The following is a 22094-nucleotide window of genomic DNA, read 5'->3' on the forward strand; positions in this document are numbered from 1 at the left end:
TCGATGTCTGACGCAACGCTGCACGCGACCAACCAGGACCCGGACTCCTTCGCGGTCCAGATCGCCGACCAGGTCGAGTCCTTCATCGTCGCGGTCACGGAAGTGGCCAAGGGCGACGAGCCCGACAGCGCCGTGCCGTTCCTCCTCCTGGAGGTCTCCCAGCTGCTGCTCGCCGGCGGCCGGCTCGGCGCGCACGAGGACATCGTCCCGGACGAGCGGTACGAGCCGGACCTGGGCCCGGAGGCCGACGTCGACGAGCTGCGCGAGCGCTTCGCCCGCCTCCTCGAACCCATCGACGTGTACTCCGAGGTCTTCGACCCGTACGAGCCGCGCAAGGCGCCGGTGGCGTGCCGGATCTCCGACGACCTCGCCGACGTCGTCACCGACCTGCGCCACGGCCTGGCCCACTACCGCGCGGGCCGCACCACCGAGGCCCTGTGGTGGTGGCAGTTCTCGTACTTCTCCAACTGGGGCTCGACGGCCTCCGCCGCGCTGCGCGCGCTGCAGTCGCTCGTCGCGCACGTCCGCCTCAACCAGCCGCTCGAAGCGCTGGACGGCCTCGACACCGACGAGGACCTGGCGGAGGACGCCCTGGAGGAGGAGGCGGGCCGCGTCATGGTCGAGGAGCTCGCGGGCCCGCTGGGTCTGCGCGAGACGAAGTAGGCACTGTTCGGGTCAAGTGGCTTCCCGTGCAGGCGAGTTGGGGTCGGACCGGTCTCAACTCGCCTTCCATGCGGGGGAGTTCGTGGGCCAGTGACCCAGGGCATCACAGCGGGTGGGGCCAGCGCTCGATGCGGAGTGTGGGCGGGGCCCCTGTGACCCCGCCCACACAACGCGTATCCCGGGGCGAAAGGGGCAGGCGGATCTCGCGAGCGGTTCGGAGAACGCCCGGTGATCAACTCGTGAGCGGGACATCTCACGAAGTGATACGGCGCGGGCGAATCCGGCCCGCTCGTTAGACTGAGCCGACCGCAGTAATGAACTGAGCGAGGAGCGCACGTGGGCCTTGTCGTGCAGAAGTACGGAGGCTCCTCCGTTGCCGATGCCGAGGGCATCAAGCGCGTCGCCAAGCGGATCGTGGAAGCCAAGAAGACCGGCCACCAGGTGGTCGTCGTGGTTTCCGCGATGGGCGACACGACGGATGAGTTGATCGAGCTCGCGGAGCAGGTGTCACCGATGCCTGCCGGGCGGGAATTCGACATGCTGCTGACCGCCGGAGAGCGGATTTCCATGGCGCTGCTCGCCATGGCGATCAAAAACCTGGGCCACAAGGCCCAGTCGTTCACGGGCAGCCAGGCCGGTGTCATCACTGACTCGGTCCACAACAAAGCGCGGATCATCGATGTCACGCCGGGCCGGATCCGTACCGCGCTCGACGAGGGCAACGTCGCGATCGTCGCCGGGTTCCAGGGCGTGTCCCAGGACTCGAAGGACATCACCACGCTCGGCCGCGGCGGGTCCGACACCACCGCGGTCGCCCTCGCTGCCGCGCTCGACGCCGAGGTGTGTGAGATCTACACGGACGTCGACGGCGTCTTCACCGCAGACCCCCGCGTCGTGAAGAAGGCGAAGAAGATCGACTGGATCTCCTTCGAGGACATGCTGGAGCTGGCCGCGTCCGGCTCCAAGGTGCTCCTGCACCGGTGCGTCGAGTACGCCCGCCGCTACAACATCCCGATCCACGTGCGGTCGTCCTTCAGCGGACTTCAGGGCACCTGGGTCAGCAACGAACCACGTTCCCAGTCGGAAGGCCAGCAGGTGGAGCACGCCATCATCTCCGGAGTCGCCCACGACGTCTCCGAGGCGAAGGTCACGGTCGTCGGAGTGCCCGACAAGCCGGGCGAGGCCGCGGCGATCTTCCGCACGATCGCGGACGCCGAGATCAACATCGACATGGTGGTGCAGAACGTCTCCGCCGCGTCGACGGGACTCACCGACATCTCGTTCACGCTGCCCAAGGCCGAGGGCCGCAAGGCCATCGACGCCCTGGAGCGGTCCAAGCCGGCCATCGGCTTCGAGTCGCTGCGCTACGACGACCAGATCGCCAAGATCTCGCTCGTCGGCGCCGGCATGAAGACCAACCCGGGCGTCACGGCGGGCTTCTTCGAGGCCCTGTCCGACGCGGGCGTCAACATCGAGCTGATCTCGACGTCCGAGATCCGCATCTCGGTCGTGACCCGCGCCGACGACGTGAACGAGGCCGTGCGCGCCGTGCACACCGCCTTCGGTCTCGACTCCGACAGCGACGAGGCCGTCGTCTACGGAGGCACCGGGCGATGACCCGCAGGCCGGCGCTCACGGTCGTCGGAGCGACCGGGGGCGCCGGTTCGGTGATGCTCCAGATCCTGTCCCAGCACGCCGATGTCTGGGGCGAGGTCCGGCTCGTCGCGTCCGCGCGCTCGGCCGGCGGCAAGCTGCTCGTACGGGGCGAGGAGTGCGAGGTCCTCGCGCTGAGCGAGGAGGCCCTGGAGGGGGCCGACGTCGTCGTCTTCCTGGTGCCCGACGAGATCGCCGCCCGCTGGGCACCGGTCGCGGCCGCCAAGGGCGCGGTGGTGGTGGACAGTTCGGCCGCCTTCCGGATGGACCCGGACGTCCCGCTCGTGGTCCCCGAGCTCAATCCCCATGCCGTACGGATGCGTCCGCGCGGCATCGTCGCGAGCCCGCACGCCACCACCCTCGCCATGATCGTGGCGGTCGGCGCGCTGCACGCCGAGTTCGGCCTGAGCGAGCTGGTCGTCTCCACGTACGAGGCGGTCAGCGGTGAGGGGCAGGCCGCGGTCGAGGCGCTGCGCCGGCAGATCTCGCTGGTGGCCGGGACCGGCCTCGGTACGAGTCCGGGCGATGTGCGCCGGGCCGTGGGCGACGGGCTCGGGCCGTTCTCGGCGCCGGTCGCCCTGAACGTGGTGCCGTGGACCGGGGAGCTGGCCGAGGACGGCTGGTCCTCGCAGGAACTCGGCCTCCGGGACGAACTGCGCAAACTGCTCGACCTGCCGAGGCTTCCGGTGGCCGCGACCTGTGTGCGGGTCCCGGTCGTCACCACGCACTCGGTGTCGGTGCACGCCCGCTTCGAGAACGAGGTGGACGTGGCGCGGGCCCACGAGATCCTGGCGACCGCGCCGGGAGTGGTGCTCTTCGACGACCCGGCCGCCGGCGAGTTCCCGACGCCCGCGGACGTGGTCGGTACCGACCCCACATGGGTCGGCCGGGTACGAAGATCGCCGGACGATCCGCACGTACTGGAACTTTTCGTCTGCGGCGACAACCTCCGCAAGGGCACGGCCCTGAACGTCGCGCACATCGCGGAGCTGGCGGCCCGCGAATTCACCGCATGATGAAGGCCACCGATTTGTAGGATCTGTGAACGCTCTGTGAGCAAGTCGCTGGTCTGTACCACTTGAACTGCGCCAATGCCTTGTTACACGATTCATTTCCGTGTCCCTGCAACCGCAGTCCGGCATGGAGCGTCTATGCGGTCGCCCCTCAAGGTGCCGTAAAAATCGGGGCATTGGGGAAGAGCGGGTACGGATGAGGGCATGTGGTGCACCGCCAAAAACAGTGTCGTACGCGTACAACCCTGACGGGGAGGAACGTGTCCAACAGGCGTGGCAGAGGTACTCGATTTCCGAGCGGTCCCGGCACGCGGCGGCATGGCCGTCCGCCCGCGTCGGCGCCTCGGTGCGCCCGGCGGCATGCCGGTGATCGCGCCCATGCCCGCCACCCGTCCGGCCCGCGTTCCCTCGTCAGCGCCCTCGCGCGAGAGCGCTGACGAGGTCATGGCGGCCGGCACCACTGTCGATCACCTCACCGAGACCTACCGCGCGCACTACCGCTCGCTCCTCGGCCTCGCGGCCCTGCTCCTGGACGACACCGCCTCCTGCGAGGACGTCGTGCAGGAGGCGTTCATCCGGGTCCACTCGGCGCGCAGCCGGGTGCGCGAGCCGGAGAAGACCCTCGCCTACCTGCGCCAGACCGTCGTCAACCTGTCGCGGTCCGCGCTGCGCCGCCGCATCCTCGGCCTGAAGCTGCTCTCCAAGCCGATGCCCGACATGGCTAGCGCGGAGGAGGGCGCGTACGACCAGCTGGAGCGCGACGCGCTGATCAAGGCGATGCGCGGGCTCCAGCGTCGCCAGCGCGAGGTGCTCGTGCTGCGCTACTTCGCGGACATGACGGAGGCCCAGGTCGCCGAGACGCTCGGGATATCCCTGGGCTCGGTGAAGGCGTACGGATCGCGGGGCATCGCCGCACTGCGGATCGCCATGGAGGCACCGGCATGACGGGCCCCGACAGGAACGGCGACAGGGATGGAGCCAGGGACGGCGACAGGCGGCCGGAGAACGGCGCCCATGGCGAACAGGGCGCCTATGGGGAACAGGGCACCCACGGGGAGCGCGGTGCCTACGGGGAACACGGGAAGAAGGGGCCGGACCAGCGGCCCAGGAATGACCTGAACGACCTGACTGGATACGGATTCGTGGACAAGACGCCGGAAAAGAACAGCACCGGCAATTTCCCCTTCGGCCCTCCCTTCGGCCTCCCGCCCGCCTCGGCGGGTTCGGACGCGGCCGACGAACTGGCGCTGCGCAGGCTGCTGCACGACGCGGTGGACGACCTGTCGCCCTCGGACGGGGCGCTCGAACATCTGCGGGCCGCGGTGCCCGTGCGGCGGGCCCGCAAGCGGCAGGCCGTCGTCGGCTCGGTCGCCGCGGCCCTCCTGGTGGCCACCGCCGTACCGGCGTTCATCCACGTCGCCAACACCTCGGGCAGCGCGGGCGACCAGCCCGCCGTCGCCGGACACGGCGAGCAGACGCGCGCCACCTCCGGCTCCGCGTCGGGCGACCCGGACGACGTGCGGGAGAGCGCCCCGCCCTTCGGCGGCGGCCGCCCGTCGGGCACGCCCGACAGCACGGGCCGTACGCCCCAGCCCAGCAAGGGCACGACCGGAGCCACCGCCGGTGGCTCGACCGGAGCGGGCAGCGGGCCCGTGCAGGCGAACTCGCCGGTGTGCGAGGCGGGCGAGCTGAGCGTGAAGTCGGCGAGCGTCGGCAAGCCCGACTCGACCGGCAAGGTGTACGGCGCGTTCCGCATCGTCAACGCGTCCAACAAGCAGTGCGCGATCGGCGGGGCCGGCAAGTTCAACGTCCAGGCGCAGGGCGCGGCCAACCCGGCGAAGATCACCGTCGTCGAGCACGCCGCGGGCGACCCCGCCCCCGGGCTCCCCGACCCCTCGCAGGACACCACAGGCCTGGTCCTGAAGCCGGCCGCGGCGTACGAGGTGCGGTTCGCCTGGGTGCCGTCGGACACCTGCCCCAAGGCCCCGCCGTCGCCCGCCCCGAGCCCGTCGACCGCCGGCTCCGGAAGCACCAGCGGGATCGTCTCCCCGACGACGGCGGCGGCCGGCGGCCAGACCACCCAGCTCGGCGCGGACGGCACCAGCCCGACCGCCACGGCGGACGGCACGGTCGCGGTGACCCACGTGGCCGAGCCGGGCGCGCCGTCCGCCGAGGCGAAGATCCCGAACGCGTGCGCCGGAACGATCTACAAGACGGGCGTGCTGGACGCGGGGGAGCCGTCGGAGGCCCCGCATTAGTTCTGCGGTGGGTCCGCGTCGGTTCCGCCGGGAAGCGGAATGCGCGGAATCAGGGACGGCTCCTCGTTCGCGGAGGGGGAGGAGCACGAAGGGGGCCCGCCTGGTGGCGGGCCCCCTTCTCATGTGACTAGCCGCTGGGGAGTGGCGCGGTGGGCGAGTCGTCCGTCTCGGTTTCGTTCTCCGTCTCGGGGACGAGCCCGAGCTCGGCGTCCTCCAGGGCTTCGGCCTCGCGGCGTACGAGCCGGAACCACATGAAGACCACGAACCCGGCGAAGACGAACCACTCGCCGGTGTAGCCGAGGTTCTGGAACGCCTTGAGGTCGAGCCCGCTGTTCTGCGGGGCGCTGGCGGGTACGGGAGTCATCCCGGCGTCGGCGCCGGGCAGTGTCACCCAGGCGTCGTACACCGGGTACGGCACCAGGTTGACCAGGGCCGCCGCGCTGATCATGCCGACCTGGTCCCGCGGAAGCCCGCCCTGGGCGTGCACCCCGTTGGAGCCGGCGTTCTCGGAGGCCTGGAGTACGCCGGTGACGGAGAGGTCGCCGGCGGGCGCGGCCGGGGCCTTGGCACCCTGCGGGATCCATCCCCGTACGACGGGCAGCGCCTTGCCCCCGTCGGTCCGCAGCAGAGTCAGCACATAACTGCCCGACTTGCCGTCGACCTGGCGGTCGGGCACCAGGAACTGCTCGGCGTACCGGCCGCGCGCCACGGCCGGGCGGCCGGAGGTGCGCTGGTCCACGGGGAGCAGGTCGGCGAGCGGCTCGGCCTTCCGCGTGGCGGGGTCGGGTGCCTTCTCGGCCGCGTCGTGGGACTGCACGCGGTCCTCGAAGCGGCCCAGCTGCCAGCTGCCCATGAAGACGCAGACGGGGATGGCCAGCAGGACGAAGACGTGGATTCCCCACCAGCGGGGTGTGAGCAGGAACCGGTACACATCCTCCACGGTACGGAATCCTGCCGGGGGGCGGGGCTGCGGGGTCCCCGCAAGCCCCCCGGGGCCTCGGCCCCGGGCCCCCTCGGGGGCGCTGCCCCCGGGCCCCCGCTCCTCAAACGCCGGAGGGGCTGGATGGGCTCGTCGATCGGCTGCGGGCCGGTTGTGGCCGGTCGCGCGATGGTTCCCCGCGCCCCTGGCAGCGCTGGTCATGGCCGGCACCGGCATCCCTAGCCCGTCATGGGGGTCCCCCCCTGGCCCTTAAGAGCCTGGGGGAGTGTGAGGACGAGCGCCCTTAAGGCGCGAACGGGGTCTGGGGCGGAGCCCCAGGGGCGCTCTTACCCCGCCAAGTGGCGCGCCGCGAAGTCGAGTTCGAGGCGGACTTGTTTGATGCGTTCCTCCACCACCAGCGACCCGTGCCCCGCGTCATAGCGGTACACCTCATGCGCCGCCCCCCGCGCAGCGAGCCGGTCCACATAGTTCTCGACCTGCCGGATCGGGCAGCGCGGGTCGTTCACGCCCGCCGAGATGTAGACGGGAGCCCGAACCGCGTCGACGTACGTCAGAGGGGATGACGCCCGGAAGCGGTCGGGGACCTCGTCCGGGGTGCCCCCGAGCAGCGTCCGGTCCATCGCCTTCAGCGCCTCCATCTCGTCGTGGTACGCCGTGACGTAGTCCGCGACCGGCACCGCCGCGAGGCCGAGCGCCCACGCGTCCGGCTGGGTGCCGAGGCCGAGCAGCGTGAGGTAGCCGCCCCAGGAGCCGCCCGCCAGGATGAGGCGCGAGGGGTCGGCGAGGCCCGAGGAGACCGCCCAGTCGCGGACCGCCGCGATGTCCTCCAGCTCGATGAGCCCGACCCGGTGCTTGAGCGCGTCGGTCCAGGCCCGCCCGTACCCCGTGGAGCCCCGGTAGTTGACCCGCACCACCGCATAGCCGTGGTCGATCCAGGCCGCCGGACCGGAGGCGAACGCGTCGCTGTCGTGCCAGGTCGGCCCGCCGTGGATCTCGAAGAGGGTGGGGAACGGGCCGTCGCCGGCCGGGCGTTGGACCAACGCGTGGATGCGGCCGCCGGGCCCCTCCACCCAGGCGTCCTGCACCGGCACGGACCCCGGCGCCTTGAACCCGGGCGGGTCGAGCACGACCTCGCCCGTCGTGGAGCGCACCTCGGACGGGCTCGCCGCCGACGACCACAGGTACTCCACCGTGCCGTCGGGCCGGGCCGTCGCCCCGGACACCGAACCGGCCGGGGTCTCGATCTCGATCAGCGAGCGCGTCGCGAGGTCGAAGCGGAACAGTCCGCTGCGCGCCTCGAAGCTGTGGACGACGAGCAGCCCCGAACCGTCCGGGTACCACTCGGCCGAGACGTCGCCCGGCAGGTCGAGCGCGAGGTCGCTCTCCTCGCCGGAAGCCACGTCCCAGATCATCGGCTCCCAGCGGCCGCGCCGCTGGTGCGCGACCAGCAGCCGGGTGTCGCCCGCCAGCGGTGCGAACCCGAGGACTTCGAGCCCGAGCTCCTCGGTACCGCCCTTGGTGTCGTCGAGCTCGGCGACGGCCGAGCCGTCCGGGCGCACCACGCGCAGCGCCGAGTGCATCGCGTCGCCGTGCTCGGTGTGCTCGATCGCGATCAGCGTCCCGTCGTGCGACAGGTCGCCCACGCCCGCCGACTCGCGGTGCCGGTAGATCTCGACGGGCGCGGAGCCGGGGCGTACGACGTGGATCGTGGAGCCGTCGTCGTCGGTGGAGCGGCCCACCACCGCCGTGCCGTCCCGGCCGAGCGCGAGGCCCGCCGGGTAGGACGGTTCGAGGCCGGGCACGGCCGTCTCGTCGTCGCCGCCCGCGAAGGGCTGGCGGCGCCACACCCCGAACTCGTCGCCGTCGGTGTCGTCGAACCACCAGATCCACTCGCCGTCGGGCGTCAGCACCCCGTCGGTGGTGCCGTTGGGCCGGTCGGTGGCCCGGCGCTGGTCGTCGGTCGTCCGGTCCCAGGCATACAGCTCATACGTCCCTGTCGCGTTCGACACGAACAGTGAGCGGTCCGGGGCGTCCTCCGCCCACTCGGGAAGCCCCACCCTCGGCGCCCTGAACCGCTTCTCCCACTCCGGCATCTCGTTCATGCCCCCATCATGCCGCGCCGCTCCGCGAGGGTGGCCGGGGTTCCGGCTCGGGGCCGCCGGGGCCATTTGCACAGTTCCCCGCGCCCCTTAAACCCGCTTTCGGCTGCGGGCCGTGCGTGGCTGATCGCGCAGTTCCCCGCGCCCCTAATCCCGCTTTCGGCCTCGGGCCGTGGGTGGCTGGTCGTGCCCGCGCGGCGGAGCCGCAAATGTCACAGCCCCGCGCCCCTAGCAGGATCATGCTGGCCCAGATCGGCATCTTCAGCCCGTCATGGGGGTCCCCCCCTGGCCCTTAAGAGCCTGTGTCTAAACCCCGCCCGGGCCCGGGGCGTCTGGCACGCACTCCCCCAAGGCCTTAAGGGCCAGGGGGGACCCCCATGCGGCGTTGCCGAAACGCGCTAGTAGCTCCTCCCCCAAGGTCTTGAAGACCAGGGGGTACCCCCATCGAGGGCCTTCCGGCGCCTTGCGATCGCACGCACCAGACGCCGCGGTCTGATCCGGGCGGGGTTTAGACACAGGCTCTAAGGCCTTGGGGGAGTTTGAGGACGAGCGCCCTTAAGGCGCGATACGGGGTCTGGGGCGGAGCCCCAGGAAACGCAACCTGGCTTCACCCCTTCCCACCCCCGGAGGGTCTCGGGAAGGGGCGGGGTGGGGGGACTAACCCACCAGCTCCGCAAAGCGGCGCACGTCCACGTTCCCCCCGCTCACGATCACCCCCACCCGCCGCCCCCGATACCGCTCGGCCAGAGCAGTCGCCCCGGCCAGCCCCAGGCACCCGGTCGGCTCCACCACCAGCTTCATCCGCGACGCGAACAGCCGCATACAGTCCACGAGTTGGGCGTCCGACGCCGTCACGATGTCCGTCACGCGGTCCCGGATCACCGGGAAGGTATGCGCACCCAGATGCTGCGTCTGGGCGCCGTCCGCGATGGTCGCCGGGGTGTCGATGTGCACGATCCGGCCCGCGCGCAGCGACCGCCGGCCGTCGTCGCCCGCCTCCGGTTCGACCCCGTACACCTCGCAGGAGGGTGACAGTGCGCCCGCCGAGAGCAGGCTGCCCGACAGGAGTCCGCCGCCGCCGAGCGGGACGAACAGGGCGTCGAGCGGGCCGGTCTCCTCGAAGAGTTCCTTCGCGGCGGTGCCCTGGCCGGCCATGACGTGGGGGTGGTCGTACGGCGGGATCAGCGTCAGGCCGCGCTCCTCGGCGAGCGCTTTGCCGATCTCCTCGCGGTCCTCGGTGTAGCGGTCGTACGAGACGACGTCCGCCCCGTACCCCTTGGTGGCGGCGAGCTTGGCCGCCGGGGCGTCGTGCGGCATGACGATGGTGGCCGGGATGCCGAGCAGTGAGGCGGCGAGCGCGGCGGCCTGGGCGTGGTTGCCGGACGAGTAGGCGACCACGCCCGCGCGGCGCTGCTCCGCGTCGAACCGGGACAGCGCGTTGAACGCGCCGCGGAACTTGAACGCCCCCATCCGCTGGAGGTTCTCGCACTTGAGGAAGAGGCTCAGGCCGAGCTCGGCGTCGGTGAGCCGCGAGGTCAGGACCGGGGTGCGGTGGGCGTGTGGGGCGATCCGCTCATGGGCGCGGACCACGTCGTCGTACGTCGGCAGCTGTTCCATGCCTGCCGAGCGTACGGGCGGGGCTATTGAGCCGGGCGCGGGGGCGCGTCCGTGGGGGTGTGGGCCGCCGTCTGGACCGGGGCCTGAGCCGGGGTGACCTGCGGGGCCGGGGCCGCGGCAGCGGGTGCGGACTCGCCGGAGTCCTCGCGCATCGCCTTGGTCTCGCTCTTGAGGATGCGCAGGGACTTGCCCAGCGCGCGTGCCGTGTCGGGCAGCTTCTTCGAGCCGAACAACAGGATCAGTACTACGGCCACGATCAGCAGGTGCCAGGGCTCAAGGCCGTTGCGCAGGAACATCCCGCCGTCCTCCCTCGTTCGCGTCCTACAGCCGTTTTCGTCCAGCCGATTTCTGTGTACGGCTGGGGCTGATGGCTCTCAGTGAGACTTGCTACATTGCGCAACTGTACAACCAGAGCGTGCGACTCACCGTCTCCTCTACAGAAGAGGCGTGAATGAGGGATGAGGGGTCCGATGGCGGGCAGCCACAAAGCGGGAGCGGCCGGCAGGCGCGAGAGCGGCAGCTCCGGCGCGCCACGGCGCCGCAACAAGCGCAGCCGCGCCCGCATCGCCGGGGTCACGGCCCTCTCCGTCGTCGTCCTCGCGGTCGCCGGAGGCGGCTGGATCTACTTCCAGCTGAACGGCAACATCAGGACGTTCGACGACGGCGGAGTCTCCGCCAATCGCCCCGCCGCCTCCACCAACGGCTCGAACGTCCTGGTCATCGGCTCGGACACGCGCTCCGGCGACAACGCCGAGTACGGCCACGGCAAGGGTGACATCGGCCGCTCGGACACCGCGCTCCTGCTGCATGTGTACGCCGACCAGAAGCACGCCGTCGCCGTGTCCATACCGCGCGACTCCCTGGTCGACATACCCCCGTGCAAGCTGCCGAGCGGGACGTGGACCAAGGAGAAGCACAACGAGATGTTCAACTCGGCCTTCGAGGTCGGTGAAACGGTCGAGGGCAACCCGGCCTGCACCCAGAACACCGTCGAGAAGCTGACCGGTCTGCGCGTGGACCACACCATGGTCATCGACTTCGCGGGCTTCGCGAAGATGACCGAGGCCGTCGGCGGCGTCCAGGTCTGCGTCCCCAACGACGTCTACCAGGGCGACCTCAACCCCAAACTGGGCCGCAAGGGCGACCGGATCTTCTCCAAGGGCCCGCAGACGGTCTCCGGCCAGAAGGCGCTCGACTACGTCCGCATCCGGCACGGCATAGGCGACGGCTCCGACATAGGCCGCATCCAGCGCCAGCAGGCCTTCGTCGGCAGCCTGATCAAGAAGGTCAAGGGCAACGGGCTCGACCCGACCACCCTGCTGCCGCTCGCCACCGCGGCCACCAAGTCGATGACGGTCGACCCGGGCCTCGGCTCGCCGAACAAGCTGATCTCGTTCGCGATGTCGATGAAGGACATCGACCTGCACAACACCAAGTTCGTGACGCTGCCCTGGCGGTACGAGGGCGCGCGCGTCGCGGTCGTCAAGCCCGAGGCCGACGCGCTGTTCGCGGCGCTCAGAGCGGACCGTACGGTCGACGGCCAGGACGCCGCGGGCAAGGGCAAGGACGCGAGCGCCGCGCCGAGCCCCACCGCCCCGGCCGCCCCCGCCTCCGGCCAGGGGATCAGCGTCGCCGTCTACAACGGCACCCTGGAGAAGGGCCTCGCGGGCAAGGCCTCCGAAGCGCTGAAGGCCGCGGGCTTCACCGTGACCGGCGCCACCACCGCCGCCACCCAGGACTACACGCACACCGTCATCGAGTACGGCGCGAACGACGAGGCCAAGGCCAAGACGCTCGCCACGCACTTCCCCGGCGCGCTCATGCGCCAGTCGAAGACGCCGGGCCTGAACGTCATCCTGGGCACGCAGTACAAGGAGGGCGGCGCGGACGCGGCGCCCAGCACCCCCGCCTCGGTCCCGCCCTCCGTCGCCGACAAGGCCCGCTCGGCCGACGACAACATCTGCTCCAACCTGTCGTACGGGTAAGAAACGGGTAAGGAGCCGACGGGCCTCCGGGCAAGGGAAACGCCCTGAGCGGGCAAAGGGCCGGAACGTAAAAGTTATGCGGCAGGCAAAGGCGTTCGCCTCGCGGTCGCCTGGACCTCCCGGTCCGTTCACATCCGGCTCATAGCTTCACCGCCATGACACACAAGGCAATGAAGGTGCTCGCGGTGTTCGCGGCGGCCTCCGCGGTCGCCGCGGGCACGGCCGTCACCGCCAACTCCGCACCCCAGCACGGCGGTCACGGCGGCGGTCGCGAGATACGCAACGTCATCTACCTGCTCGGCGACGGCATGGGCCGCACCCACGTCACCGCGGGCCGCGAGCGCTACTACGGCGCCCACGGAAAGCTGAACATGGAGCGCCTGCCCTACACCGGCGCGGTCGCCACGTACGCCGTCGAGAAGGGCAGCGACCAGCCTTCCCTGGTCACCGACTCGGCGAGTTCCGCCACCGCGTGGGCATCGGGCGTCAAGACGTACAACGCCGCGATCGGCGTGGACAGTTACGAGAAGAAGCGCGTCACGCTCATGGAGCAGGCCAAGGCGGCCGGCTTCGCCACCGGCAACGTCTCGACCGCCGAGGTCACCGACGCCACGCCCGCCGCCCAGTTCAGCCACGCGCTGCTCCGCGGCTGCCAGGGCCCGACGTACTCGGACGCGGCCTGCCTGCCGAAGAACGCCGACGGTTCGTACGAGAAGGCGCCCGCCGACAAGACGCTGGTCACCCCGATCGCCGAGCAGATCGCCCGCAACGGCACCGCCGACGTGGTGCTCGGCGGCGGCCTCGCCCGCTTCGAGCCGGACGACCAGAAGGCGCTCCAGGCGCAGGGCTACCAGGTGCTCGGCTCGTTCGGCGACCCGAAGCTGCCCGCGCAGACCGCCGATTCGCAGAAGGTCGCCACCAAGGCCGACCTGGACAAGGCGCGCGGCAAGAAGGTCGTCGGGCTCTTCAACCGCGGCAACCTCACCGTCGAGCAGGCGAAGGCGGGCCTGCCCGCGGGCGCCCCGCAGAAGCAGGAGCCGACGCTCGCCGAGATGGCGAAGAAGTCGATCGACCTGCTCGACGGCCGCTCGAAGAAGGGCTTCTTCCTCCAGGTCGAGGGCGCCCAGATCGACAAGCGCTCGCACGCCAACGACGCCGCCCAGACGCTCGCCGAGGTCAAGGCGTTCGACGACGCGGTGAAGGCGGCCACCGACTTCGCGAAGAAGGACGGCCACACCCTGGTCATCGTCACCGCGGACCACGAGTGCGCGGGCTTCAACATCATCGAGAAGGGCACGTACACCAACGCCGAGGCCGTGGCGCCGCCGGCGAACGTGGACGCGGGCAACCCGGCCAACAACTCCAAGCCGTCGCGTGAGAAGTCGGGTGCCAAGGACCCGGCCCGCTCGACCGGCATCGTGAACGGCGCGGGCTCGGGCGACGCCAAGAACTTCGGCCCGGCCACCTTCCGCACCCCGGACGACCCCAAGGACGTCAAGGACGGCAGCCCCGAGGCGAGCCTGTGGCTGACCTACCTGTCCGGCAACCACACCGGCGCGGACGTCCCGATCTTCGCGTACGGCCCGGGCGCCGACCGCTTCGCGGCCAGCCAGATCAACACGGAGCTGTACGGGAAGATGTACGGCTCGCTGTTCGGCCGCTCGCCGCGCGGCTGACCCACCCGGTCCCACCGATGAGGGGCCGGGGGCAGGCAGCCCCCGGCCCCCGCGCACACCTCCGCACGAGCCCCAGGAGCACCCACGCCATGAGACTGAGCCGCATCGCAGCCCCGGCCGTCCTGGCCGCCCTCACCCTCGCCCTGGCCACGGCCTGCGGCGGCGGATCCGGCGAGAACAAGGCCGAGGACGCCCCGGGCCCCGTCCCGTCGGTGAGCTTCCCCGCGCCGAAGCAGGCCGCCGCCCCCGCCGCGTACCAGAAGCTGGCGCAAGGTGAAGTGCGCCTGGAACAGGGCCCGTTCACGGACCGCGTGAAGGTGACGGGCGGCGCCCTGACGGCCGGGTCCGCCGTGACCGGTCACCTCGCCGTCACATCGGACGTCAGCGAACTCATCGCCCTGGAACTGAGCGCCGCCTACTACGACGCGGACGGCAAGCTGCTCGGCACGGGCTCGTTCCAGTACGCGGAGGAGGGCCACGACGACCACAAGGGCGCCCACACCCCGGCCGCCGAGGGCAAGGGCATCGACTTCGAGGTCAAGCCCAAGGCCCTGACCGGCACGCCGACCAGCGCGGTGCTCTCCATCCCCGTACTCGTCAACGAGTGAGGGAGTAGGGGGAGTTCGGGCTCCGTTCTGGTCGGCCGGCCGATGGATTCGGGGGGTTCAGAGGCGTACGGTCATCTCGCTCAGCTCGTCGTCGAGGTCCGGGCCCGCGTTCCAGCTGCCCACGCCGATCTCCGCGGTGATGCCGGGGCCGAAGCCCGCGATGAGGCCGCGGGCGCCGTCGTCCAGGCCGCCCTCGTCGAAGAGGCGGGCCAGCGCGTCGAAGACCACCGAGCTGGCGATGTTGCCGCGTTCGGTGAGGGTGGTGCGGCTGAAGCGGAACATCTCCGGGCCCAGGCCCAGGAAGTGGCACAGGTCGTCCAGGATGCGGGGGCCGCCCGCGTGGATGATGTAGAAGTCGAGCTCGCCGACGTCCCAACTGTGCTCCGCCGCAAGGGACTTGAGGGCGGGGGCGAGCATTTCCATGGTGCCCGGGACGCGTTTGTCGAGCTGGAAGTGGAAGCCCGTCTCACGCACGGCGTACGAGATCCAGTTCTCGGTGTCCGGCACCAGGTGTGAGCCGTTGCGCTCGATCCGCATGCCGGTGCCGCCCTCGCCGCGCACCACCGCGGCCGAAAGGGCGTCCCCGAACAGGCCGTTGGACAGCAGCGAGCCCACACCGATGTCGGTGGGCTGGTAGAGCAGCGAGCAGAACTCGCACGACACGATCAGCACGTTGGAGCCCGGGTAGGCCGTGATGAAGTCGTGTGCGCGGTTGATCGCGGCGCCGCCTCCCGCACAGCCGAGCTGGGCGATGGGCAGCTGTCTGGTGTCGGAGCGGAAGCCCATCGTGTTGATCAGCCAGGCGGTCAGCGAGGGCATCATGAAGCCCGTGCACGACACGAAGACGATCAGGTCGATGTCGGTGGTCTCGACCTTGGCGTGGGCGAGGGCCTGGCGCACCACGACGGGCACCCGGGCCTTGGCCTCGGCTTCGTACACGCGGTTGCGGCGCTCGAAACCGGGGTGGCGCAGTGTCTCTTCGAGGGGCTGCACCAGGTGCCGGGTCAGGACACCGGTGTTCTCGATGAGTCTGAGTACGAGATCGCGCTGCGGATGCCCGGCGTGCGTCTCGCGGGCGAGCGCGAGGGTCTGCTCCTGGGTGATGACGTAGTCGGGCACGGCGATCGCCGGTCGGCACAGGGTAGCCATCGAACTTCCCTTCATCGGTGGGGGGTTGATCACCAGGCGACCGGAAGGCTCAGCGGGTAGCGCCAGATGGAGTGGGTGTTCCACGGCACGTCGGCGGCGTCGCCCGCCGCCCGGATTCCGGGGAAGCGGGTGAGCAGGGTGGTGAACGCCACCTCCAGTTCCATCTGGGCGAGCGGGGCGCCGAGGCAGTGGTGCGCGCCCCAGCCGAAGGTCATGTGCGGGACCGAGCCCCGGTCCAGGTCGACCTCGTGGGGCCGGTCGAACTTGAGGGTGTCCCGGTTGGCGGTGAGGTACGAGACATGGACGATGTCCCCGGCCTTGATGCGCACCCCGCTCAGCTCGACGTCCTCGGTGGCGACGCGGGGGATGCCGACGCCCTTGCGGAACGGGATGAAGCGGAGCAGCTCGTCGAGCACGGCGGGGAAGCGGCCGGGGTGCGCACGCAGGGCATCGAGGACGTCCGGCTTGGTCAGGAGCGTGTACGCGATGTTCCCGAGCTCGTGCGTCGTGGTGTCCTGGCCGGTGATGAGCAGGAGCATCGCCATCACGGCGAGCTCCTGGTCGTCCAGGAGCTCTTCGCCGTCGCGGGCGGTGGCGAGGGTGGAGATCAGGTCGTCGCCGGGATCGCGGCGGCGGGCGGCGGTGAGGTCGGTGAAGTAGGCGCGCAGCTCGGCCTTGGCCCGTACGGCCGCCTCCCGGTTCGCGGCGCCGATGTTCGTCATGGTCAGGGCGTGGCCGCGCAGCCAGGCCCGCTCGCCGTCCGGGATCGCGAGGACCTCGCAGATCGTCGCGAGGGGGAGCGGGGCGGCGACGTGCTCGACGAAGTCGGCGGGGGAGCCGTGCGCGGCCATCGTGTCGAGCAGTTCGTCGACCATCCGCTGGGTGCGTACGCGCATCCGGGCCACGTGCCCCGGGGCGAAGCTCTTGGCGACGAGCCTGCGCAGCCGGGTGCTGGCCGGCGGGTCCATGAGGTTGATCGACTCGGCCTGCACGATGGGCTCGGGGGTCATCCGCGGGAAGTCCCGCCCGGTGACGGCGCTGCGGCTGAACCGGCGGTCGGTGGTCACCGTCCGCACGTCCTCGTACCGGGTGACCAGCCAGGCCTCGCCCTCGCCGTACGCCATCCGGATCCGCGCGACCGGCTCCTCGGCCAGCATCCGCTCAAGTTCGGGGTCGAATTCGAGCGCCTCCGCGTAGTCGAAGGGGCAGCTCCGCACGGTGTCGGGGGTCTCCACGAGGCGTACTCCGGTGTGTCAGGGACAGGCTGAGACCGCTGGGCAGCGGACTAGCCCTGTATCCCCGATTCGGGTCATGAACATGTCCGCATTCTGCCTAATTAACCGATTAGAGGGAAAGTGTGCGGAGCCGAGGTGACAAAACCGCTCCGGTAGGGATGAGGGTCCGCGATGACGGTCCGCTCCGGTACGGATTCCGGGGCGGCGGCGCCGGTCCGGGCGGAGGCTGATGCGGGGCCCGCGCGCCACCACGGACGGCTGGGAGAAGCGCTGCTTGGACACAGGCTCTTACGACAGCGGTGTGCGGCAGAAGCGGCTCACCACGTGCAGGTCGGCCTCGATGGCCGATGCCGTGGCGCGCAGGTGGGGCAGCACCTCGGTGAGGCACTCCGGCACGGTCCGCCGCGTGGTGTGCATGGCCACGTTCACCGCGGCCACCGCCCGACCGTCGGAGTCCCGCACCGGCACGGCGATCGAGCGCAGCCCCTCCTCCAGCTCCTCGTCGACGACCGCGTACCCCTGGTCAGCCACCCGCTCCAGGACCGAGGCCAGCGCGGCGGGGGAGGTGACCGTGTGCGGGGTGAGCGCCGGGAGCTCCGTACGACCGAGCCGGGCGGCGCGCTCCCCGGCGTCCAGATCGGCGAGCAGCACCCGGCCCATCGAGGCGGCGTACGCGGGGAAGCGGGTGCCCAGGGTGATGTTGACGCTCATGATCCGGGTGGTGGCGACCCGGGCCGTGTACTGGATGGAGTCGCCGTCGAGCACCGCGAGCGAGGCCGAATCGTGCACGTGACGCACCAGCGCGGCCAGGTGCGGCGCCGCGATGTCGGACAGTGTCGTACGGGACAGGGGCGGGCAGCCGAGCGCCAGGACGCCCGGGGTGAGGCGGAAGTCGCGGCCCTCGGTGGCGACGAGGCCGAGGTGGTCCAGGGTGATCAGGGCGCGCCGGGCGGTGGCGCGGGGCAGGCCGGTGGCCTCGGCGACCGCGCTGAGCGTGAGCTCGGCCCGGCCCGCGCCGAACGCGGTGAGCACGGTCAGGCCGCGGGCCAGCGATTCGACGAACTCCGAGCCGAGCTCCTGCTTCGAGGCGGAGGTCCAGGCGGCGAGGGGGCGGGGCTGCGGCGGGGTGGGGGCGTGGTCGCGGATGTGGCCGGGGTCCGGCTCGGCGGGGATGTGGTCGCGGGCCGACTTGGCCTCCGTCGCGGTGGTGGCCGAGCTGTGGTCGCGGGCCAGCTCGGCTTCCATGGCGGCGGCGGCCGCGCGAAGGCGGGGCAGCACGGCCTCGCGGAGCGACTCCGCGCTGTGGCGGCTGGTGTGGCTGACCACGCTGACGGCGCAGACCGGGGTGTTCGCCGAGGTGCCCGCCGGGGCGCGGAGCGGCACGGCCACGGCGATGAGGCCCGGCTCGATGAGTTGGTCGTCGATCGCCCAGCTCGCGGTGCGGGCCGCCTCGACGCGCTGCGCGAAACCGGCGGCCGTGGTCTCGGCGGGAGGGGCCGCGGGGAAGGCGAGGCCGTCGGGGTCGGCCGACCTCCGCTCGTGCCAGGCCGCCCACTCTTCGGGCGTCCAGTGTGCGGCGAACAGGGGGCCCGGCGCGGTGCGTTCGGCGGGGAGGAGGTCGCCGATGCGGAAGGTGAGGGACATCGCGCGGCGCCGGGTGCTCTGGTGGACGAAGCGGATGCCGTCGCCGTCGGGCACGGCGAGGGACACCGACTCGTCCAATTCCTCGGCCAGTTGGACCGCGTACGGGCCGAGCAGGGCGGGCAGCCGCAGGGAGCCGAGGTAGGCGTTGGCGAGTTCCATGAGGCGCGGGGCGAGCGTGACGGTGGGGCCGTCGAGCCGCAGATATCCCATGCGGACCAGCGTCGCGGCCACCCGGTCGGCGGTGGAGCGGGCGAGCCCGGTCGCCCTGACCAGCTCACCGAGGCTGAGCCGCCCATCGGCGGCACTGAGCACGCGCAGCACGGCGACCCCGCGCATCAGCGGGCCGACGGCTTCGGCGGGGGCGGTGCTCATATGGCCTCCGGGGACGAGGAGTTGAGGCGCGTGGAATGGGGGCACGGGGCATTGGGCCACGGAGAGTCGGGGCACGGGGTGTTGACGCGTGCGGCGGCTGAACGCACACTCGGGGGGCGAGCGCAACCATGAACTCTAGTTCATCTGGCGAACAGATGGCGAGAGTTCGCAGCGGGCGGCTCCTCAGCGGGCAACCGAAGTGCGAGGGCGTGAGCTTCCATGGACAAAGTCGTACGGGTCCCCGCCGACGCGGTGGCCGACATCCCCGACGCGACCTCCCTCGCGGTCGGCGGCTTCGGCCTCAGCGGGGTGCCGAACGTACTGATAGCCGCCCTGTACGCGCAGGGCGCCACAGCGTTGAGCGTGGTCTCCAACAACTGCGGGGTGGACGGCGGCGGCCTGGGCGTCCTGCTCGCGGCCGGCCGCATCGCCCGCGTGACCTGCTCGTACATCGGCAGCAACAAGGAGTTCGCCCGCCAGTACCTGGGCGGCGCGCTGGAGGTGGAGCTCGTTCCGCAGGGCACCCTCGCCGAGCGGCTGCGGGCGGGCGGCTGCGGCATCCCCGCGTTCTACACTCCGGCGGGCGTCGGCACCCAGGTCGCCGAGGGCGGACTGCCCCTGCGGTACGGAGTCGACGGCGAGGTGGCGGTGGCCTCACCGCCCAAGGAGGTGCGGGAGTTCGGCGGGCGCGCGCACGTCCTGGAGCACGGCATCACCACGGATTTCGCGCTCGTACGGGCCTGGAAGGGCGACCGGCACGGAAACCTGGTCTTCCGCCGCGCGGCCCGCAACTTCAACCCGCTCGCGGCCATGGCCGGTCGCGTCACGGTGGCTGAGGTCGAACACCTCGTGGAACCGGGTGAGTTAGACCCGGACGGGGTTCATGTGCCCGGCGTGTTCGTGCAACGGGTCGTACCCATGACCCCAACTCAAGCCGCCGACAAGGGAATTGAGAAACGAACGGTACGTATGGGGGTACGTGTGGAGGAGTGCCGGTGAGCGGGTGGACGCGGGAGGAGATGGCGGCTCGGGCGGCCGCCGAACTCGGGGACGGCAGCTGTGTGAATCTCGGCATCGGGCTGCCGACCCTGGTCCCGGGCCATCTACCCCCGGGCGTGGACGTGGTGCTCCACTCGGAGAACGGCATTCTCGGCGTCGGACCGTACCCCCTGGAGGCGGACGTGGACCCGGACCTCGTCAACGCGGGCAAGGAGACGGTGACCGTGCTGCCGGGCGCCGCGTTCTTCGACTCCGCGCTGTCGTTCGGGATGATCCGCGGCGGCCACGTCGACACCGCGATCCTCGGCGCGATGCAGGTCTCGGCGGGTGGAGACCTCGCCAACTGGGCGGTGCCGGGGCGGCTGGTGAAGGGGATGGGCGGCGCGATGGACCTCGTGCACGGGGTGCGCCGCGTGATCGTGCTGACCGAGCACACCGCGAAGGACGGCACCCCGAAACTCGTGGACCGGTGCACCCTGCCGCTCACCGGCCGGGCCTGCGTGCACCGCGTCATCACCGACCTGGCCGTGCTCGATGTGCACCCCGACGACGGGTTCGTACTGGTCCAGACGGCGCCGGGCGTCGAGGCGGAGGAGGTGCGCGCGAGAACGGGGGCGCCGGTTCACGTCCGTACGGCAGGCGAGGAGGCGGGGTTGGTTCACATCCGTACCGCAGGCAGCGATTCGGGCTCAGGAGAGGCACAGGGAGAGGTGGTGGGGCGATGACGCTCACTCAAGGGCGGGCCGGAAGCGTCGAGGAGGCGCCCGCGCGGGGCGTCGTGGGGCCGTACCGCAGCGGCGCGTTGCGCGAGCCGTTACGGGCACCGATAGCCGTGGGCGGTGATCCGGAGGCGGTCGAGCTGTACGGCCCGGTGTTCGGCGTCACCGAGGTCACGCCGCTCGACGCCGACCTGACCCGCCAGCACGTGGGAGACCCGCACGGCGAGCGAATCACCGTATCGGGCAAGGTGGTCGACCGCACGGGCCGACCTGTCCGGGGCCAGCTCGTGGAGATCTGGCAGGCGAACGCGTCCGGCCGTTACGCCCATCAGCGCGACCAGCACGCGGCCCCGCTCGACCCCCACTTCACCGGCGCGGGCCGATGCCTGACGGATGCCGAGGGGAGGTACGCGTTCACGACGGTCAAGCCGGGCGCGTACCCCTGGGGCAACCACGAGAACGCGTGGCGCCCGGCCCACATCCACTTCTCGCTCTTCGGCCGGGCCTTCACGCAGCGCCTGGTCACCCAGATGTACTTCCCGGGCGACCCGCTCCTGGCGTACGACCCGATCCTGCACACGGTCACCGACCAGGCGGCCCGGGACCGGCTCGTGGCGGCGTACGACCCCGAACTCTCCGTCCGGAACTGGTCGTTGGGATACCGCTGGGACATCGTCCTCGACGGCCCGGCCGCCACGCTGCCCGACCCGGAGGTGACCGCGTGATGCCGGAGCCGGAGCCGGTTGGATTCCGCCCGACCCCGTCGCAGACGGTCGGCCCCTTCTATGGTTACGCCCTCCCCTTCCCCGGCGGTGGGGAGATCGCGCCCACCGGGCATCCGGCCTCGATCACTGTTCACGGGTACGTGTACGACGGGCACGGGGAGCCGGTGCCGGACGCGCTCCTTGAGTTCTGGCAGGCGGCACCCGACGGCTCACTCGCGGGCGCGGCCGGCTCGTGGCGACGGGATGCGGCGAGCGGGGGCTTCCTCGGGCGGGACGGCATCGGCTTCACGGGCTTCGGCCGGGTGGCGACGGGCGCGGACGGCCACTGGTCGGTACGCACTCTGGCTCCGCCGCCGGCCGCGCCCTACCTCGCGGTGTGCCTGTTCGCGCGAGGCCTTTCGCGCCACCTCTTCACGCGGGTGTACGTCGAAGGGCTGGGCGGGGAAGGGGAGTTGAAGGCGCTCGCGGGGGAGCGGGGGGAGACGATGCTGGCCCGGCGGGAGGGCGGTGGGTCCCCGGCGGGGGCTCGGGAGGAGGCCCGGGTGAGCGCCCAGGAGGAGACCCGGGTGGGTGCCCGGGAGGAAGCCCGGGTGGGTGCCCGGGAGGAAGCCCGGGTGGGCGCCCGGGAGGGGCTCTTCCGCTTTGACATCCATCTGCAGGGGGAGAAGGAGACGGTTTTCCTTGACTTCGGGTGATTCATATTCGGGTGATTCATGTACGGCGGGGCGTGCGCCTGAAG

19 protein-coding genes are annotated in these 22094 nt (G+C 71.3%); 12 read left to right on the forward strand and 7 right to left on the reverse strand.

Annotation, left to right across the window (positions count from 1 at the left end):
* Window positions 1–3 precede the first annotated feature (3 nt).
* From ACWC2B_RS22640 to ACWC2B_RS22660, 5 genes are all read left to right on the forward strand, one after another.
* Window positions 4–663, forward strand: coding sequence for a DUF5063 domain-containing protein (locus tag ACWC2B_RS22640; protein ID WP_450719306.1), 660 nt, complete (start codon window positions 4–6; stop codon window positions 661–663).
* Window positions 664–999: 336 nt separating this feature from the next.
* Window positions 1000–2280, forward strand: a complete 1281-nt coding sequence (locus ACWC2B_RS22645) for an aspartate kinase (RefSeq protein WP_450719308.1) — start codon at window positions 1000–1002, stop codon at window positions 2278–2280.
* Window positions 2277–3332 (forward strand): aspartate-semialdehyde dehydrogenase, encoded by a 1056-nt coding sequence (locus ACWC2B_RS22650; RefSeq protein ID WP_450719310.1) that lies wholly within the window; start codon window positions 2277–2279, stop codon window positions 3330–3332. Before ACWC2B_RS22645 ends, ACWC2B_RS22650 begins: the two co-directional genes overlap by 4 nt.
* Before the next feature lie 315 nt (window positions 3333–3647).
* Window positions 3648–4274 (forward strand): SigE family RNA polymerase sigma factor, encoded by a 627-nt coding sequence (locus tag ACWC2B_RS22655; protein ID WP_450719510.1) that lies wholly within the window; start codon window positions 3648–3650, stop codon window positions 4272–4274.
* Window positions 4271–5587: a hypothetical protein gene (locus ACWC2B_RS22660; protein WP_450719312.1), complete on the forward strand. Its 1317-nt coding sequence runs from the start codon at window positions 4271–4273 to the stop codon at window positions 5585–5587. Before ACWC2B_RS22655 ends, ACWC2B_RS22660 begins: the two co-directional genes overlap by 4 nt.
* Before the next feature lie 127 nt (window positions 5588–5714).
* Here the strand turns inward: ACWC2B_RS22660 and ACWC2B_RS22665 are convergent, their stop codons facing one another.
* The 4 genes from ACWC2B_RS22665 to tatA form a co-directional block, all read right to left on the reverse strand.
* Window positions 5715–6518, reverse strand: a complete 804-nt coding sequence (locus tag ACWC2B_RS22665) for an SURF1 family protein (protein ID WP_450719512.1) — start codon at window positions 6516–6518, stop codon at window positions 5715–5717.
* 335 nt (window positions 6519–6853) lie between these two features.
* On the reverse strand, window positions 6854–8629 hold the full coding sequence (locus ACWC2B_RS22670) for a prolyl oligopeptidase family serine peptidase (RefSeq protein WP_450719314.1): 1776 nt from the start codon (window positions 8627–8629) through the stop codon (window positions 6854–6856).
* A 654-nt stretch (window positions 8630–9283) separates the two neighbouring features.
* The gene (locus tag ACWC2B_RS22675) at window positions 9284–10243 is read right to left on the reverse strand and encodes a threo-3-hydroxy-L-aspartate ammonia-lyase (RefSeq protein ID WP_450719316.1); all 960 of its coding nucleotides are present in this window, start codon (window positions 10241–10243) and stop codon (window positions 9284–9286) included.
* Window positions 10244–10266: 23 nt separating this feature from the next.
* Window positions 10267–10539, reverse strand: coding sequence for a Sec-independent protein translocase subunit TatA (gene tatA, locus ACWC2B_RS22680; RefSeq protein ID WP_450719318.1), 273 nt, complete (start codon window positions 10537–10539; stop codon window positions 10267–10269).
* 174 nt (window positions 10540–10713) lie between these two features.
* Here tatA and ACWC2B_RS22685 point away from each other — a divergent pair, with 174 nt between their 5' ends.
* From ACWC2B_RS22685 to ACWC2B_RS22695, 3 genes are all read left to right on the forward strand, one after another.
* The gene (locus tag ACWC2B_RS22685) at window positions 10714–12228 is read left to right on the forward strand and encodes an LCP family protein (RefSeq protein WP_450719320.1); all 1515 of its coding nucleotides are present in this window, start codon (window positions 10714–10716) and stop codon (window positions 12226–12228) included.
* A gap of 155 nt (window positions 12229–12383) precedes the next feature.
* Entirely contained in the window at window positions 12384–13904 is a 1521-nt protein-coding gene (locus ACWC2B_RS22690) for an alkaline phosphatase (RefSeq protein ID WP_450719322.1), read from the forward strand.
* An 89-nt stretch (window positions 13905–13993) separates the two neighbouring features.
* Window positions 13994–14512 carry a hypothetical protein gene (locus tag ACWC2B_RS22695; RefSeq protein WP_450719324.1) on the forward strand — a complete coding sequence of 173 codons (519 nt, stop codon included), beginning with the start codon at window positions 13994–13996 and terminating at the stop codon, window positions 14510–14512.
* 57 nt (window positions 14513–14569) lie between these two features.
* Here ACWC2B_RS22695 and ACWC2B_RS22700 read toward each other — a convergent pair whose 3' ends face one another.
* From ACWC2B_RS22700 to ACWC2B_RS22710, 3 genes are all read right to left on the reverse strand, one after another.
* Window positions 14570–15661 (reverse strand): type III polyketide synthase, encoded by a 1092-nt coding sequence (locus tag ACWC2B_RS22700; RefSeq protein ID WP_450719326.1) that lies wholly within the window; start codon window positions 15659–15661, stop codon window positions 14570–14572.
* Window positions 15662–15690: 29 nt separating this feature from the next.
* Window positions 15691–16896, reverse strand: coding sequence for a cytochrome P450 (locus ACWC2B_RS22705; protein WP_450719328.1), 1206 nt, complete (start codon window positions 16894–16896; stop codon window positions 15691–15693).
* A 288-nt stretch (window positions 16897–17184) separates the two neighbouring features.
* Window positions 17185–18912 (reverse strand): IclR family transcriptional regulator domain-containing protein, encoded by a 1728-nt coding sequence (locus tag ACWC2B_RS22710; RefSeq protein ID WP_450719330.1) that lies wholly within the window; start codon window positions 18910–18912, stop codon window positions 17185–17187.
* A 219-nt stretch (window positions 18913–19131) separates the two neighbouring features.
* Between ACWC2B_RS22710 and ACWC2B_RS22715 the strand changes: the two genes are divergently transcribed.
* From ACWC2B_RS22715 to ACWC2B_RS22730, 4 genes are read left to right on the forward strand one after another with little or no spacing between them, the layout of a single operon-like run.
* Window positions 19132–19911 carry a CoA transferase subunit A gene (locus ACWC2B_RS22715; protein ID WP_450719332.1) on the forward strand — a complete coding sequence of 260 codons (780 nt, stop codon included), beginning with the start codon at window positions 19132–19134 and terminating at the stop codon, window positions 19909–19911.
* Window positions 19908–20636 carry a 3-oxoacid CoA-transferase subunit B gene (locus ACWC2B_RS22720; RefSeq protein ID WP_450719334.1) on the forward strand — a complete coding sequence of 243 codons (729 nt, stop codon included), beginning with the start codon at window positions 19908–19910 and terminating at the stop codon, window positions 20634–20636. Before ACWC2B_RS22715 ends, ACWC2B_RS22720 begins: the two co-directional genes overlap by 4 nt.
* Window positions 20633–21355, forward strand: a complete 723-nt coding sequence (gene pcaH / locus ACWC2B_RS22725) for a protocatechuate 3,4-dioxygenase subunit beta (RefSeq protein ID WP_450719336.1) — start codon at window positions 20633–20635, stop codon at window positions 21353–21355. The genes ACWC2B_RS22720 and pcaH overlap by 4 nt, the downstream gene beginning before the upstream one ends.
* Window positions 21355–22050 carry a dioxygenase family protein gene (locus ACWC2B_RS22730; RefSeq protein WP_450719338.1) on the forward strand — a complete coding sequence of 232 codons (696 nt, stop codon included), beginning with the start codon at window positions 21355–21357 and terminating at the stop codon, window positions 22048–22050. The genes pcaH and ACWC2B_RS22730 overlap by 1 nt, the downstream gene beginning before the upstream one ends.
* Window positions 22051–22094 lie beyond the last annotated feature (44 nt).

Source organism: Streptomyces sp. NPDC001415, assembly GCF_053597395.1.